The 15,898-nt window shown below is 59.9% G+C and carries 14 protein-coding genes; 4 read left to right on the forward strand and 10 right to left on the reverse strand.

From position 1 onward, the window contains the following. Positions 1–119 precede the first annotated feature (119 nt). The 4 genes from thrC to xerD all read right to left on the reverse strand — a co-directional run bounded on the left by thrC (position 120) and on the right by xerD (position 5,066). Complete coding sequence (gene thrC / locus AB4N48_RS19385; RefSeq protein ID WP_024011723.1) at positions 120–1,529, reverse strand: threonine synthase; 1,410 nt, start codon at positions 1,527–1,529, stop codon at positions 120–122. A gap of 106 nt (positions 1,530–1,635) precedes the next feature. Continuing rightward, the gene (locus AB4N48_RS19390) at positions 1,636–2,940 is read right to left on the reverse strand and encodes a homoserine dehydrogenase (RefSeq protein ID WP_024011722.1); all 1,305 of its coding nucleotides are present in this window, start codon (positions 2,938–2,940) and stop codon (positions 1,636–1,638) included. Positions 2,941–3,071: 131 nt separating this feature from the next. Then, complete coding sequence (gene dsbC, locus AB4N48_RS19395; RefSeq protein WP_095180448.1) at positions 3,072–3,803, reverse strand: bifunctional protein-disulfide isomerase/oxidoreductase DsbC; 732 nt, start codon at positions 3,801–3,803, stop codon at positions 3,072–3,074. A gap of 366 nt (positions 3,804–4,169) precedes the next feature. After that, positions 4,170–5,066, reverse strand: a complete 897-nt coding sequence (gene xerD, locus AB4N48_RS19400; RefSeq protein ID WP_016771535.1) for a site-specific tyrosine recombinase XerD — start codon at positions 5,064–5,066, stop codon at positions 4,170–4,172. A 108-nt stretch (positions 5,067–5,174) separates the two neighbouring features. On the opposite strand from xerD, the gene AB4N48_RS19405 reads away from it, so the two are divergent. Next, entirely contained in the window at positions 5,175–6,983 is a 1,809-nt protein-coding gene (locus AB4N48_RS19405) for a cation:proton antiporter (protein WP_460094186.1), read from the forward strand. A gap of 166 nt (positions 6,984–7,149) precedes the next feature. On the opposite strand, the gene rplS is transcribed toward AB4N48_RS19405, so the two are convergent. From rplS to ffh, 5 genes are all read right to left on the reverse strand, one after another. Continuing rightward, complete coding sequence (rplS, locus tag AB4N48_RS19410) at positions 7,150–7,500, reverse strand: 50S ribosomal protein L19 (protein ID WP_041478196.1); 351 nt, start codon at positions 7,498–7,500, stop codon at positions 7,150–7,152. 45 nt (positions 7,501–7,545) lie between these two features. Continuing rightward, complete coding sequence (gene trmD / locus AB4N48_RS19415) at positions 7,546–8,256, reverse strand: tRNA (guanosine(37)-N1)-methyltransferase TrmD (RefSeq protein WP_231507574.1); 711 nt, start codon at positions 8,254–8,256, stop codon at positions 7,546–7,548. A gap of 44 nt (positions 8,257–8,300) precedes the next feature. Continuing rightward, positions 8,301–8,837 carry a ribosome maturation factor RimM gene (gene rimM, locus AB4N48_RS19420; protein WP_016771538.1) on the reverse strand — a complete coding sequence of 179 codons (537 nt, stop codon included), beginning with the start codon at positions 8,835–8,837 and terminating at the stop codon, positions 8,301–8,303. A gap of 5 nt (positions 8,838–8,842) precedes the next feature. Further along, a complete protein-coding gene (gene rpsP / locus AB4N48_RS19425) occupies positions 8,843–9,094 on the reverse strand; it encodes a 30S ribosomal protein S16 (protein WP_003185073.1) in 252 nt (83 codons plus the stop codon). A 249-nt stretch (positions 9,095–9,343) separates the two neighbouring features. Further along, entirely contained in the window at positions 9,344–10,720 is a 1,377-nt protein-coding gene (ffh, locus tag AB4N48_RS19430; protein WP_007967791.1) for a signal recognition particle protein, read from the reverse strand. Positions 10,721–10,930: 210 nt separating this feature from the next. Between ffh and AB4N48_RS19435 the strand changes: the two genes are divergently transcribed. The 3 genes from AB4N48_RS19435 to AB4N48_RS19445 all read left to right on the forward strand — a co-directional run bounded on the left by AB4N48_RS19435 (position 10,931) and on the right by AB4N48_RS19445 (position 14,546). Continuing rightward, positions 10,931–11,743, forward strand: a complete 813-nt coding sequence (locus AB4N48_RS19435) for a cytochrome C assembly family protein (protein WP_016771539.1) — start codon at positions 10,931–10,933, stop codon at positions 11,741–11,743. 12 nt (positions 11,744–11,755) lie between these two features. After that, positions 11,756–12,997: a CNNM domain-containing protein gene (locus tag AB4N48_RS19440; protein WP_460094187.1), complete on the forward strand. Its 1,242-nt coding sequence runs from the start codon at positions 11,756–11,758 to the stop codon at positions 12,995–12,997. A gap of 232 nt (positions 12,998–13,229) precedes the next feature. After that, positions 13,230–14,546 carry an MFS transporter gene (locus AB4N48_RS19445; RefSeq protein WP_076566027.1) on the forward strand — a complete coding sequence of 439 codons (1,317 nt, stop codon included), beginning with the start codon at positions 13,230–13,232 and terminating at the stop codon, positions 14,544–14,546. A 125-nt stretch (positions 14,547–14,671) separates the two neighbouring features. Here the strand turns inward: AB4N48_RS19445 and purT are convergent, their stop codons facing one another. After that, positions 14,672–15,853, reverse strand: coding sequence for a formate-dependent phosphoribosylglycinamide formyltransferase (gene purT / locus AB4N48_RS19450; RefSeq protein WP_024011715.1), 1,182 nt, complete (start codon positions 15,851–15,853; stop codon positions 14,672–14,674). Positions 15,854–15,898 lie beyond the last annotated feature (45 nt).

The following is a 15,898-nucleotide window of genomic DNA, read 5'->3' on the forward strand; positions in this document are numbered from 1 at the left end:
GCCATTTCCTTCGTGATCGACTCACCCGTCCTTCGTGGGTGAAAACCCGAGCAGTGTGGCAGCAGAAACAAAAAAGCCCGTCAGGAGACGGGCTTCAAAATGTGACAGCTTTTACTGGCTTAGAGTGGCTTGCCGCGGTTGCCATGCTGGCTGACAAAGGCTTGCACGGCTTTCAGGTCGTTTGGCAGAACCGTGCAACGCTCGTTTCGCTCAAACAAATCAGAAAGATGTGCAGGTAGTTCGAGCGCTTTTCCTACACCCGCTTTCTCCACTGCCTCAGGAAACTTGACCGGATGGGCAGTGCCCAGAATTACCATCGGGATATCCAGACTGCGACGGCATTCGCGCGCAGCTTTCACACCGATGGCAGTGTGCGGGTCGAGGACTTCACCGGTTTGCTCGTAGACGTCGGCGATGGTTTCGCAGGTCTGCGCATCGTCCACCGCCAGCGAATCGAACAGCTTGCGTGCTTCGGTCCAGCGTTCTTGTTCGACGCTGAAACTGCCGTCCTTTTTGAACGAGTCCATCAGGCCGGCAATCGCCGCACCGTTACGCCCGTGCAGGTCGAACAGCAGGCGCTCGAAGTTCGACGACACCATGATGTCCATCGACGGCGACAGCGTTGCGTGCAGGGTTTCCTTGACGTACTGGTTGCCGCTCATGAAGCGGTGCAGGATGTCGTTGCGGTTGGTCGCCACGATCAACTGATTGATCGGCAGGCCCATGTTGCGCGCCAGGTAGCCGGCGAAGATGTCGCCGAAGTTGCCGGTCGGTACCGAGAACGACACCGAACGCGCCGGACCGCCCAACTGCAGGGACGCATGGAAGTAGTAAACGATCTGGGCCATGATCCGCGCCCAGTTGATCGAGTTCACCGCCACCAGACGCGTGCCTTTGAGGAAGCTCTGGTCGGCGAAGCTGTTCTTGACCATTTCCTGGCAGTCATCGAAGTTGCCTTCGATGGCGATGTTGTGGATGTTCTCGCCGAAGATCGTCGTCATCTGCCGACGCTGCACTTCCGATACACGCTGGTGCGGGTGCAGGATGAAGATGTCGACGTTTTCGCAGTGCTTGCAGCCTTCGATGGCCGCAGAACCGGTATCACCAGAGGTGGCACCGACAATCACCACGCGCTCGCCGCGCTTTTCCAGCACGTAATCGAGCAGACGACCGAGCAGTTGCAGGGCGAAGTCCTTGAACGCCAGGGTCGGGCCATGGAACAGCTCCAGCACCCATTCATTACCGTTCAGCTGACGCAATGGCGCCACGGCGCTGTGCGCGAACACGCCGTAGGTTTCTTCGAGGATCTTCTTGAAATCGGCATCCGGGATGCTGCCGGTGACAAACGGGCGCATCACCCGGAAGGCCAGTTCGTGATAAGGCAGGCCAGCCCAGGAAGCGATCTCTTCCTGAGTGAAACGTGGCAGGTTTTCCGGGACGTACAGACCGCCATCGGTCGCCAGACCGGCCAGCAGGACCTCTTCGAAATTCAGGGCCGGGGCCTGGCCGCGAGTACTGATATATCGCATTTTTTTCAAACCTTCGGTTTGAGCTGCAAGCTGCAAGCTGCAAGTCGCAAGTAAAAGCCAGACTGCTTCTCTCTTGCCGCTTGCAGCTCGAAGCTTGCCGCTGCTTTTAGTTCAAATGTTCGACACGGATCCGTACAACCGGGCCGTCGACGCCAGCCAGTGCTTCCAGCGCGGTGATCGCATCATTGATGCGTTGCTCGACCACGCGGTGGGTCAGCAGGATCATCGGCACCAGGCCGTCATGCTCTTCGACTTCCTTCTGCATGATCGATTCGATATTGATGCCGCGCTCCGACAGGATGCTCGCCACCTGAGCCAGTACGCCCGGGTGGTCCTTGGCGTGGATTCGCAGGTAGTAAGCGCTTTCGCAGGCTTCGATCGGCAGGATCGGATGCGCCGACAGCGAGTCCGGCTGGAAGGCCAGGTGCGGCACACGGTTTTCCGGGTCGGAAGTCATCGCGCGAACCACGTCGACCAGGTCGGCGATCACCGACGAAGCGGTCGGCTCCATGCCAGCGCCGGCGCCATAGAACAGCGTCGAACCGGCCGCATCACCGTTGACCATGACGGCGTTCATCACGCCGTTGACGTTGGCAATCAGGCGATCGGCCGGAATCAGCGTCGGGTGCACGCGCAACTCGATGCCGGCGTCAGTGCTGCGCGCCACACCCAAGTGCTTGATGCGATAGCCCAGCGCTTCGGCGTAGTTGACGTCGGCAGTGGTCAGTTTGGTGATGCCTTCGGTGTACGCCTTGTCGAATTGCAGCGGAATACCGAAGGCGATAGACGCCAGAATGGTCAGCTTGTGCGCGGCATCGATGCCTTCGACGTCGAAGGTCGGATCGGCTTCGGCGTAACCCAGCGCCTGCGCTTCGGCGAGCACGTCTTCAAACGTACGGCCTTTCTCGCGCATTTCGGTGAGGATGAAGTTGCCGGTGCCGTTGATGATCCCGGCAACCCAGTTGATACGGTTGGCGGACAGGCCTTCGCGGATCGCCTTGATCACCGGAATGCCACCGGCCACGGCCGCTTCGAATGCCACGATCACGCCTTTCTCGCGTGCCTTGGCGAAAATCTCATTACCGTGAACGGCTATCAGCGCCTTGTTCGCGGTGACCACATGCTTGCCATTCTCGATGGCCTTGAGTACCAGCTCGCGGGCAACGGTGTAGCCGCCCATCAGCTCTATGACGATGTCGATCTCAGGGTTCGTGGCCACTTCGAAGACATCGTTGGTAATCGCAATACCGGTCGTCTGGAACTGAGGCTTTGGCGTGCGCGTGGCAATTTGCGCCACTTCGATTCCACGCCCGGCACGACGAGCAATTTCCTCGGCGTTGCGCTGAAGTACGTTGAAGGTACCGCCACCGACGGTCCCTAACCCACAGATGCCTACTTTGACCGGATTCACTGTGAACTCCCCATGAAACGGCCGACACAGGGTCGGCCGGAAAACAACCGCGTGCTCGCGGCTCTCTGTTGATGGCCCGGCGCTGTAGCTGCCGGACCACGATCATCAACGGTTGCCCGTGACGATGCGAATTACTTCGCGCCCAGCGCCAGTTTGGCGACTTGTGGCGCCGGCTGGTAGCCCGGAATGACCTGCCCGTCGGCCAAAACGATGGCCGGTGTACCGTTCACGCCGATCGACTGACCTAGCGCGAACTGTTTGGAAACCGGGTTATCGCACTTGGCGGCTTTGATTTCCTTGCCATCGACCATTTTGTCCATGGCGGCTTTCTTGTCTTTCGAGCACCACACTGCTTGCAGCTGCTCGTCACCCGGCGAATTCAGGCCCTGGCGCGGGAACGCCACGTAGCGCACTTCGATGCCGCGCTTGTTCAGCTCGGGCACTTCGGCATGCAGTTTGTGGCAGTACGGACAGGTGGTGTCGGTGAACACGGTGATGTGCGATTTGGTCTCGCCCACGGCCGGGTAGACCACGGTTTCGGCCACCGGGATGGCATTGATCAGTTTGGAAATGCCCAGGCGTTCGGTCTTCTCGGTCAGGTTGACCGGTTTGCCATTCGCGAGCTGGTACAGATTGCCCTGCACGATGTACTGGCCATCGGCACTGGCGTACAGCACGCGGCTGCCTTTGAGTTTGACTTCGTACATGCCAGGCAACGGGCTGGCACTGATGCTTTCGACTGGAACCTCGAGTTCGAGTTTTTCCAGGCTTTGACGAATGGCTTTGTCGGCCGCGTCGTCGGCGACGGCAAAGGTGCTCACCAGCGCGACAGCGGCGGCAGCGAAAATCTGGGTCAGACGCATGAGTACTCCTGAGGGCGGGCGGATGAAACGATCAGAACGCCCGTGCGAAACACCGGGTCATAGCCGTCCATCGTGCAAACCGGCAAAGCCTAACACATAAGGCCGCGAGGGCCGAATGCGCCTGTCGCCACACACTCATGTGCAACTGACACATCTTCATGCTTGTACAGTTGACCCACAACCACATGTGGCTGACACACATTATTGTGGCGAGGGGATTTATCCCCGCCGGGTTGCGAAGCAGCCCTAAACCATCCACCGCGATCTTTCAGTCAAAATCGAGCCAGCCGGGTTTGCGACTGCTGCGCAGCCGAACGGGGATAAATCCCCTCGCCACAGGTCAGTATTTCAACATTATGGGATGTGTCAGCCGCGTGGGTGGTGTTTGGCGTGCAGATCCTGCAATCGGGCGCGGGCGACATGGGTATAGATCTGCGTCGTAGAGAGGTCGCTGTGCCCGAGCAGCATCTGCACCACGCGCAAGTCCGCGCCATGGTTGAGCAGGTGCGTAGCGAACGCGTGACGCAAGGTGTGCGGCGACAGCGATTTGCTGATCCCGGCGACCTTGGCCTGATGCTTGATCCGATGCCAGAACGTCTGCCGGGTCATCTGCTCGCCGCGCTGGCTGGGGAACAGCACATCGCTGGGGCGACCACCGAGCAACTCGCCACGACCATCACGCATATAGCGCTCGACCCAGACAATCGCCTCCTCGCCCATCGGCACCAGACGCTCCTTGCTGCCCTTGCCCATCACCCGCAATACGCCTTGGCGCAGGTTGACCTGCTCCAGTGTCAGGCTGATCAGTTCGGTCACGCGCAGGCCACAGGCATACAGCACTTCCAGCATCGCGCGGTCACGCTGGCCGATGGCGTCACTCAGATCCGGCGCCTTGAGCAGTGCTTCGACATCGGCTTCCGACAGCGACTTGGGCAACGGCCGGCCCAGTTGCGGCATGTCGACGCGCAACGTCGGGTCGACGCTGATCAGCTTTTCCCGCAGCAGATAGCGATAAAAGCCACGCACCCCGGAGAGAAATCTCGCGGTGGAGCGTGGCTTGTAGTTTTGCTCCAGCCGCCACGCCAGGTGATCGAGGATCAATTCGCGACCGGCATTGATCAGCTCGAGATTTTTCTCCTGCAACCAGCCGTTGAACAGCGCGAGGTCGCTGCGATAGGCGTCGCGGGTGTTGTCGGACAGGCCTTTCTCCAGCCATAAAGCGTCGAGGAATTGATCAATCAGCGGATGGTCGATGGCAGGCATGGGTGCTCAGGGCAGGCGGTTTTTAACACTGCGCGCAAATAGACAGTGAACGACGGGAATGGCCGCTAGTCTTTCATAGCCAGCCAGATCAAGGAACAGGGAGCATCAATGAACGAGCAGCAAATTCTCTTGGCATTTGGCGGGATCGGCGCGGCGGCGCTGGGTTGTCAGTGGCTGGCATGGCGCCTGAAGCTGCCGGCCATTCTGTTTTTGCTGCTGACCGGCATTCTGGCCGGCCCGGTGCTGGGTTGGCTCGACCCGCAGGAAATGTTCGGCCCGCTACTGATGCCACTGGTGTCGCTGGCAGTGGCGCTGATCCTGTTCGAAGGCAGCCTGACCCTGCACCTGTCGGAATGGAAAGAGATCGGCAGCGTCGTTCATCGACTGGTGACCCTCGGTGCGATTTCGACCTGGATCGTCATCGCGGTGGCCACGCACTTTCTGCTGGGCTTCGACTGGATGCTGGCGATTCTGTTTGGCAGCCTGACGCTGGTCACCGGTCCGACCGTAATCGTGCCGATGCTGCGGGTGGTGCGGCCAAAAGCCTCGATCGCCAACATCCTGCGCTGGGAAGGCATCGTCATCGATCCGATCGGCGCTCTGCTCGCCGTCGTGGTGTACAGCTTCATCATCGCCAGCGCTGAAGGGCATGGCCTCAAGCAAAGTCTTCTCACCTTCGGCGGGGTGATCCTCTGCGGCGCCGTGTTTGGTGTCGTCGGTGGCTGGCTGCTGGGGACGGTGATCCGGCGTCAGTGGCTGCCGGAATACTTGCATAACCTGGCCTCGCTGGCAGCGGTGCTGGCAATCTTCATCGGTGCCAACCAAGTGATGCATGAGTCCGGCCTGCTGGCGGTGACGCTGATGGGCATGTGGCTGGCCAACATGAAAGACGTGGACGTGCGGCACATCTTGCACTTCAAGGAAAACCTCAGTGTGTTGCTGATTTCCGGACTGTTCATCCTGCTCGCGGCGCGCCTGGACCTGAACGCTTTGATCGGTCTGGGACCGCTGGTGTTGATTCTGCTGCTGGTGATCCAGTTGATCGCTCGCCCATTGAATGTTTTGCTCAGCACCGCCGGTTCCAGTCTCAGCTGGCGTGAACGGGCGCTGCTGTGCTGGATCGCGCCGCGGGGGATCGTCGCTGCGGCTGTCTCGGCGATTTTCGCGATTCGCCTGGATGAATCCGGACATGAAGGCGCCCTGCTCCTGGTGCCGCTGACCTTTGCGGTAATCATCGGCACCGTGGTTTTGCAAAGCGCAACGGCTCGACCGCTGGCACGGCTGTTAAAGGTCGCCGAACCGGCGCCGAGCGGTTTTCTGATCGTTGGTGCCAATGGCCCGGCCCGCGCATTGGGCAAGTCGCTGCAGCAACTGGGCAGTCGCGTACTGCTGACCGATTCGAGCTGGGAGAATATCCGCGCGGCACGCATGGAAGGCTTGCCGACCTATTTCGGCAACCCGGCGTCGCAGCATGCTGACGCGCATCTGGACCTGGTGGGGTTGGGGCATTTGCTGGCGCTGTCACCGTCGGGCGAGCTGAACACATTGGCGGCGATGCGCTTTCGTCATGACTTCGGTCATCAGCGCCTGTTCGGTCTGGCCAGCGGCCATGAAATCCGCCGCAGCGATAAACATCGGGCGAGCCTGGAACACCGGGGCAATCAGTTGGGCAGTGAGGCACTGACCTATTCGAAACTGGCCGGCCTGATGGGCCAGGGTGCCGAGCTGTACAGCACAACCTTGACGGATGGGTTTGGCTGGGATGATTACCGGGCGCTGCACGGCAACCGCGCAACGTTGCTGTTCATGCGTGATGACAGCGGCTGGGTGCATGTGGTGACACCGGAAACGGCGTTGAAGCCGGGGGCTGGGTGGACGTTGCTGGCGTTGATTCAACCAGAAGGTTCCAGCGCCTGATGGATCGATTCGCGAGCAGGCTCGCTCCCACTGTATTCCTGTGGGAGCGAGCCTGCTCGCGAAGGCCGCGACTGGGTCACGGACAGACTGAAGATCTTTGCAGCACAAATCCCGGGCAACAAAAAAGCAGCCCGTAGGCTGCTTTTTTCTGCATCGGAGGCTAGGCTTAAGCCAGTTTTTCCTTGATGCGTGCTGCTTTACCCGACAGGTCGCGCAGGTAGTACAGCTTGGCTTTACGTACGTCACCGCGACGTTTAACAGCCATGCTGTCGATCTGCGGGGAGTAGGTCTGGAAAGTACGTTCTACGCCAACACCGTTGGAGATTTTACGAACGGTGAACGCACTGTTCACGCCGCGGTTACGCTTGGCGATTACAACGCCTTCGAACGCTTGCAGACGGGAACGATCGCCTTCCTTCACTTTCACCTGAACGACAATAGTGTCGCCTGGGGCGAAGGTAGGGATTTCTTTGCTCATCTGCTCTGCTTCGAGTGCAAGGATGATTTTGTTGGTCATGCTGTGCTCCTAAGGTAAATCGTTCGATCTACCATCGATACGTTGTTAACTATCGTCCCGCTCGCGGATGTATTCCTCGAGCAGCTTCTTCTCTTCTCCAGAAAGCGAGCGGCTTTCCAGAAGATCGGCGCGTCGTTCATAGGTCCGACCAAGGGACTGCTGTAAACGCCAACGCCGGATATGCGCGTGATTGCCACTCAGCAACACGTCGGGAACACGCTGATCCGCATACACCTCCGGTCGGGTGTAGTGCGGGCAATCCAGCAGACCATCCGTAAAGGAATCTTCCTCAGCGGAATCCGCATGCCCTAAAGCTCCAGGCAGCAGTCGTGTAACCGCATCGATCAGGACCATGGCCGGCAGCTCGCCGCCAGACAGTACATAGTCGCCAATCGACCACTCTTCATCGACATGAGCCTCAATAAAGCGCTCGTCAATGCCTTCGTAGCGGCCGGCAATCAGGATCAATGCATCCGATTGTGCCAGCTCGCGTACCGCCGACTGAGTCAGTTGACGGCCTTGGGGGGACAGGTAAATCACCTTCGCCGCCTCCCCGGCTGCTGCCTTGGCCTGAGCCAGCGCATCTTCCAGGGGCTTGATCTTCATCACCATGCCCGGACCACCGCCAAACGGGCGATCGTCCACAGTGTGATGCCGATCCGTCGTGTAATCTCGCGGATTCCAACAGGTCAGCTGCAAGAGCCCCTGTTTGACCGCACGACTGGTGATGCCGTAATCGCCAATGGCGGAAAACATCTCGGGAAACAAACTGATCACTTCTACGCGCAAGTTAGCCACGTTCAGAAGTCCGCGTCCCAATCCACCTTCATCTCGCCCGCTTCCAGGTCGACAGCCAACACGCATTGCTCCGTATAGGGCAACAGGCGTTCGCGATCATCCAGGCTGCCAGCGCAAGGCTTGACGACCATTACATCATTGGCGCCGGTTTCCAGAAGATGATCGATTTTCCCGAGCAGTTGCCCGAGGGTGTCGATGACCTTCAGACCTTCCAGCTGGTACCAGTAGTACTCGCCTTCGGTCAATTCAGCGAACAGGTTGCGCGGCACGCAGATCTCATAACCGGCCAGAAGACGAGCTTCTTCACGATCATCGAGACCCTTGAGCTTGGCGACCAGGAACTTGTCGCTCCCGCGTCCACTGACCAGCTCGACCTGTTTGACATTGCCTTCGCGCTTGAGCGTCCAGGTTTTGTACTGCAACAGGTTTTCAGTCGGATCAGTAAAGGAATAAACCTTCACTTCGCCGCGAACGCCATGAACAGAATAAATTTTGCCAATAACGATCAAATCATCGGCAGGGGCTGGCGTCGCGTTCATATTGCTCAGGCCGCAGCCTTGGCAGATTCCTTCAACAACTGAGCAACGCGCTCAGAAGGTTGTGCACCAACGCTCAGCCAGTAGGCAACGCGCTCTTGGTTCACGGACAGACGGATTTCCTGACCACGGGCAACAGGGTTGAAGAAACCAACCTGTTCTTTGTGGGAGCCGTCACGCGGGTTACGCGAGTCGGTTACGGTCAGGTGGTAAAACGGGCGCTTTTTGGAGCCGCCAAGGGCAAGACGGATTGTTAGCATGTGAACATCGTTCCTGTAGTCGGTGCTGCAAATCTAAATGCACAGCGGGCATGGGTGCCCGAAAGGCCGCATATTCTAAGGAATATCCGGACTTTTGCAAATGACTTTTTCCGGCGCCCATGGCATGCCGTGCAGATTTGCATAGAGAGCCGTCGTTAAAAACGGCCAGTCAGCTCCCGCCGAGTGCGGGTTTGCTGTTGATCCTGCGTCCTTGCAGGGTCTGCGCCGGTGCGACGACCGGCGAAGTCTTTACATTTTCGGCATGCCGCCGCCGGGCAACATACCGCCCATGCCGCGCATCATTTTCGCCATACCGCCCTTGGCGGTGAATTTCTTCATCATCTTCTGCATCTGCTTATGCTGCTTGATCAAGCGGCCGATGTCCTGCACCTGCGTGCCGGAACCCATGGCGATCCGACGCTTGCGCGAACCGCTGATCAGCTCAGGGTCGCGGCGCTCGGCCGGGGTCATGGAATTGATGATGGCTTCCATCTGTTTAAATTGCTTTTCTGCGGCGTTCTGGGCATTGCCCATCTGCGACAGGTTGACGCCGCCGATGCTCGGCAGTTTGTCCATGAGGCCGCCGAGGCCGCCCATGTTCTTCATCTGTTGCAGCTGATCGCGGAAGTCTTCGAGGTCGAAGCCCTTGCCCTTTTTCAGCTTCTTGGCCAGTTTGTCGGCCTTGTCCTTGTCGAGGGTCGCTTCGGCCTGTTCGATCAGGCTGAGCACGTCGCCCATGCCAAGGATCCGCGAGGCGATACGCTCAGGGTGGAACGGATCGAGCGCTTCGCTCTTCTCGCCCATACCGATGAACTTGATCGGCTTGCCGGTGATGGCGCGCACCGACAGTGCGGCACCGCCACGGGCGTCGCCGTCGACCTTGGTCAGGATTACGCCGGTCAGCGGCAGCGCATCGCCGAACGCCTTGGCGGTGTTGGCGGCGTCCTGACCGGTCATCGCGTCGACCACGAACAGGGTTTCAACCGGGTTGATCGCGGCGTGCAGCGCCTTGATCTCGCCCATCATCTCTTCGTCGATGTGCAGACGACCGGCGGTGTCGACGATGACCACGTCGATGAATTTCAGTTTGGCTTCTTTAATAGCCGCATTGGCGATGTCGACCGGCTTCTGGCTCAGGTCGGACGGGAAGAACGTCACGCCAATGTCGTTGGCCAGGGTTTCCAGCTGCTTGATCGCGGCCGGACGGTAAATGTCCGCAGACACGACCATGACCGACTTCTTCTTGCGCTCTTTAAGGAAGCGCGCCAGCTTACCGGCAGTGGTGGTTTTACCCGCGCCCTGCAGACCGGCCATCAGAATCACGGCTGGCGGAACGGCACTCAGGTTGAGGTCTTCGTTGGCCGCGCCCATCAGGCTTTCGAGTTCGGCCTGGACGATCTTCACGAACGCCTGGCCCGGCGTCAGGCTGCGCGACACCTCGGTGCCAACAGCGCGCTCCTTGACCGAATTGACGAAGTCCTTGACCACCGGCAGTGCGACGTCAGCTTCGAGCAACGCCATGCGCACTTCACGCAGGGTGTCTTTGATATTGTCCTCGGTCAGCTTCGCCTTGCCGGTGACATGGCGCAGCGTCTGCGAGAGACGGTCGGTTAAGTTTTCAAACATTGCGCGATCCTTTCAGGCCCTGTACGAACCGGGATAATGGCGGCCCAGACCGGAATCAACATGTGCTCGGCGAGCCTGCGGCGTGGGCAGGTCGCGGATTATAGCGAAGACTGCGGCCGGCGGACACCTCGCCGTCAGCTTGCGGAGTCTTTCGTGCCGTGGCGGTTCTATGCCAAACTCAGCGCCTTTCGGGCTCGCCTAACAGGATTTATGCTCCCCTTGTCACCCAGTTTGCTGACCACCCTCGCCGCCGCCCTGCTCTATGCCGCTGCGACCGTCTATCAAAGTACCCGCCTGGCCACCGGCGCCAAGGCGAACAAGCGCCTGCTGGTCAGCCTCGGCGTATTCGCCGTGCTCGCCCACGGCGCCAGCCTGCTTACACATCTATTGACCCCGATCGGCCTCGGTCTGGACTTCTTCAGCGCGTCCAGCCTTATCGCCGCTGCGGTGATTGCCCTGACTCTGCTGGCCTGTTCGCGGATCCCGGTGGAAAACCTGCTGGTGCTGCTGTTCCCGCTCGGTGCGATCACGGTATTGCTGGCGCAGTTCGCGCCGACCGGCACAGTGCAGATCATCGACGAAGAGCCGGGCATTCTCGCGCACATTCTATTGTCGATCCTCGCCTACGGCATGTTCACCATCGCCGTGTTCCAGGCGTTGCTGCTGCTGGTTCAGGACCATCAGCTCAAGCACAAGCACCCGTCCGGACTGATCAAGAACTTCCCGCCCCTGCAAACCATGGAAAGCCTGCTGTTCGGCTTTCTCTGGGCCGGCTGGACGCTGCTGTCGCTGTCGCTGATTTCCGGTTGGCTGTTCGTTGAGAATCTGTTCGCCCAGCATCTGGTGCACAAGACCCTGCTGGCCTGTCTGGCATGGATCGTCTTCAGCGTGCTGCTGTGGGGTCGCAACCGACTGGGCTGGCGCGGCCACAAGGCGATTCGCTGGACCCTCGCTGGTTTCTGCCTGCTGATGCTGGCGTACTTCGGCAGCAAACTGGTTCGTGAATACATACTGCACATCTGACGGGCGGCATAAATGGACGGTTTGCCCATAGGGCCGATGCTCGCGGTATTTGTCCTGCTGATCTTATGGTCAGGGCTGTTTACCGCCGTCGAAATCGCGCAGCAGCACCTGCTCGCGCAACGGATCGCCTCACGCGCCAGCGACAAGCCGCTGGCGAAGCTGAGCTTCCCGCTCGACAGCCTGATCCTCTGCAACACCCTGTGCCGCGCCCTGGCAGTGATCATCGCGACGCTGCTGGCGATTTTTCTCTGCGAAGAAAATGGCCCGTGGGCGGCCTGCCTGGGCGCCGGTGGCATCCTGTTGGTGTTCGCCGATTATTTCCCACGCACCGTGGCCCGGCGCTATCCCGACGCCGTGCTGGCGTTCGGCAATGCCCTGCTGGCCGTGCCGATGAAAATCGTCTACCCGTTCGCGTGGCTGTTCAGCCGGGTCAGCGCTTTGCTGCTGACCCCGTTCACGCGCAAGGCTCAGGTGGTGCAACAGAGCGAGGACGAGTTGCCGGCCGATCACGATGATGATCCCGAACATCCGGTCCGCGCCCACCCGGTGTCGGGCATTCATGCGCTGGACAACATCACGGTCAACGACATTCTGGTGCCGCGCAGCGATGTCGATGGCATCAACCTCGACGATTCGATCGAAGAGATCATCGAGCAACTGCGCGAGAACAAGCGCACGCGTCTGCCGGTGTTTCACAGTGACATCAATCAGGTCGAAGCGGTGCTCAACACTCGCCATATCGGCCATTTGCTGAGCAACGGCGGATTGACCCGCGAGGCGCTGCTGGCCGCCAGCTACGAGCCCTACTTCGTCCCGGAAAGCACGCCGCTGCAACTGCAACTGCTGAACTTCCACAAACAGCAACGCCGTCTCGGCATGGTCGTGGACGAGTACGGGGAGGTGCTGGGCATCGTCACCCTTGAAGACATTCTCGAAGAAATCGTCGGCGAATTCGAAAGCGAGCACAGCCTCGACAACCCGCACATCCATCCCCAGGCCGACGGGCGTATGGTGATCGATGGTGCAGCATCGATCCGCGACCTGAACAAGTGCCTGGGCTGGCATCTGCCGAGCGACGGTCCGAAGACCCTGAACGGCCTGGTCACCGAAGCGCTGGAAACCATTCCGGAAAGCGCGGTGTGCCTGAAGATCGGGCGTTATCGACTGGAAATCCTCGAGACCGAGGAGAACCGGGTGAGCAAGGTGTTGATCTGGCTGACCTCATCGGTGCCTGCTCTGGTGCCTGCTCGATAAAGCTGCATTGTTTGCGCTTGTTTGATCGTTAGCCCCCTTCCTATAATCGAGGCGCTTACCCAAGCGCCGTCGATCCCTGTGCTTACCCGGCACTGCCCGGATCCTGACTGTTTCCGCTGCAAACCGACGACTGTTCCTACTCGAAACAGCGCTCGCGCCCTACCCCACATCCCTGGGTGTTTCACCATAATAATTCGCTCCACTGGAGCTCATGACTGTCAGGGATCACCGCATGACGACCCATACCGCTTACAGCGAAACCGCGCCTGCCCAGCCGACCAATTCCGCCACCCGCGTGGCCACGGCAAGCTTCATCGGCACCGCCATCGAGTTCTACGACTTCTACGTTTATGCCACTGCTGCGGCGCTGGTGATCGGTCCGGTGTTCTTTCCGCAGACCTCCGGCACGGCGCAGATGCTTTCGGCGTTTCTCACTTTCGGCATTGCCTTCCTCGCTCGACCACTGGGTTCGGCACTGTTTGGCCACTTCGGCGACCGCATCGGGCGCAAGTCGACGCTGGTCGCCTCGCTGCTATTGATGGGCGTGTGCACCACCTTGATTGGCGTGTTGCCGGGCTACGACAGCATTGGTGCCTGGGCGCCGATTCTGCTGTGCGTGCTGCGTTTCGGTCAGGGCCTGGGCCTTGGCGGCGAATGGGGCGGTGCGGCGCTACTGGCTACGGAGAACGCGCCGAAGGGCAAACGCGCGTGGTTCGGCATGTTCCCGCAGCTCGGGCCATCGATTGGTTTTCTTGCAGCCAACGGCCTGTTCCTGACCCTGGCGATGACGCTGGATGATGAACAGTTCCGCAGCTGGGGCTGGCGCATTCCGTTTCTGCTCAGCGCGGCGCTGGTGATGGTCGGCCTGTATGTGCGCCTCAAATTGCATGAAACGCCAGTGTTCGCCAATGCGATCGCCCGTCACGAGCGAGTGAAAGTGCCGCTGGTCGAGTTGTTCAGCCAATACTGGGCGCCGACCTTGCTCGGTGCGGCGGCGATGGTGGTGTGCTATGCGCTGTTCTACATTTCGACGGTATTTTCCCTGAGCTACGGCGTGGCCACGCTGGGTTATAGCCGCGAAACGTTCTTGGGCCTGCTGTGCTTTGCCGTGTTGTTCATGGCCGCAGCGACGCCATTATCCGCTTGGGCCAGCGATCGTTACGGGCGCAAACCGGTGCTGATCATCGGTGGTGTGCTGGCGATTCTGTCCGGATTCCTGATGGAACCGTTGCTGACGCAGGGCTCGACCTGGGGCGTGGCGCTGTTTCTGTGCATCGAGTTGTTTTTGATGGGCGTGACATTCGCACCGATGGGCGCGCTGTTGCCTGAGCTGTTTCCGACCCACGTGCGTTATACCGGCGCTTCAGCGGCGTACAACCTGGGCGGCATCGTCGGGGCCTCGGCGGCGCCGTTCTTTGCGCAGAAACTGGTGGCGATGGGCGGGTTGAGCTATGTCGGCGGGTATGTGTCGGCGGCGGCGGTGTTGAGTCTGATTGCGGTGTTGTGCTTGAAGGAGACGCGCAATAACGATCTGAATCAGGTTGCCTGACAGAAGATCAAGAGCTTCGCGAGCAGGCTCGCTCCCACAGGGTTTTTGGGATTGGTCACAGATTCTCTGTTCACCCAATCCCATGTGGGAGCGAGCCTGCTCGCGAATGGATGCCGCGACCTGGTTTACAGCTCGACAACAACCGCCTGCGACGCACGGGTCGCCTTGGCGCGAGCAGCCTCGATCGACTCATCCCGCGCCAGCGCCACGCCCATGCGGCGCTGACCGTTCACTTCCGGCTTGCCGAACAGACGCAGCGCGGTATCCGGCTCGCTCAACGCAGCGCCCAGATTGGCGAATGCGGTCTGGGTCGACTGGCCTTCAACCAGAATCACTGCCGACGCCGACGGGCCGAACTGACGGATCAGCGGTACCGGCAGGCCGAGAATGGCGCGGGCATGCAGGGCAAACTGCGACAGGTCCTGAGAGATCAGCGTCACCAGCCCGGTGTCATGCGGACGTGGCGAAACTTCGCTGAACCACACCTGATCACCTTTGATGAACAGCTCGACACCGAACAGACCACGGCCACCCAGCGCTTCCGTCACAGCTTTGGCAACACGCTCGGATTCAGCCAGAGCAATCGGGCTCATGGCCTGCGGCTGCCAGGATTCCTGATAGTCGCCCTTCTCCTGACGGTGACCGACCGGTGCGCAGAACGTGGTGCCGCCAATGTGGCGCACGGTCAGCAGGGTGATTTCGTAATCGAAATCGATGAAGCCTTCGATGATTACCCGACCTTTGCCGGCGCGACCGCCCTCTTGCGCGTAATCCCAGGCTTTTTGCACATCATCGGCGCTGCGCAGCAGGCTCTGACCCTTGCCCGACGAACTCATTACCGGCTTGACCACGCAGGGGAAACCCAGGTCCTGAACGGCTTTGCTGTAGTCCTCGAAGGTGTCGGCAAAGTGGTACGGCGAAGTCGGCAGATCCAACTCTTCGGCAGCCAGACGACGGATGCCTTCGCGGTTCATGGTCAGTTGCGCCGCACGCGCGGTCGGAATTACGGTAAAGCCTTCGGCTTCCAGCTCGACCAGCGTGGCGGTGGCGATGGCTTCGATTTCCGGCACGATGAAGTGCGGCTTCTCGGCTTCGATGACTGCACGCAGAGCAGCACCGTCGAGCATGTTGATCACGTGGCTGCGATGGGCGACTTGCATGGCCGGCGCGTTGGCGTAGCGGTCGACGGCAATCACTTCAACGCCCAGGCGCTGCAGTTCGATTACCACTTCCTTGCCCAACTCACCACAGCCACACAGCAATACGCGGGTCGCGGTTGGCGACAATGGAGTTCCGATACGGGTCATCTCAGGTCCTCAAAGGAAGCGGATCATCGAGGAAAGCCACGCAAG

This window comes from Pseudomonas sp. S2_C11, assembly GCF_054668395.1.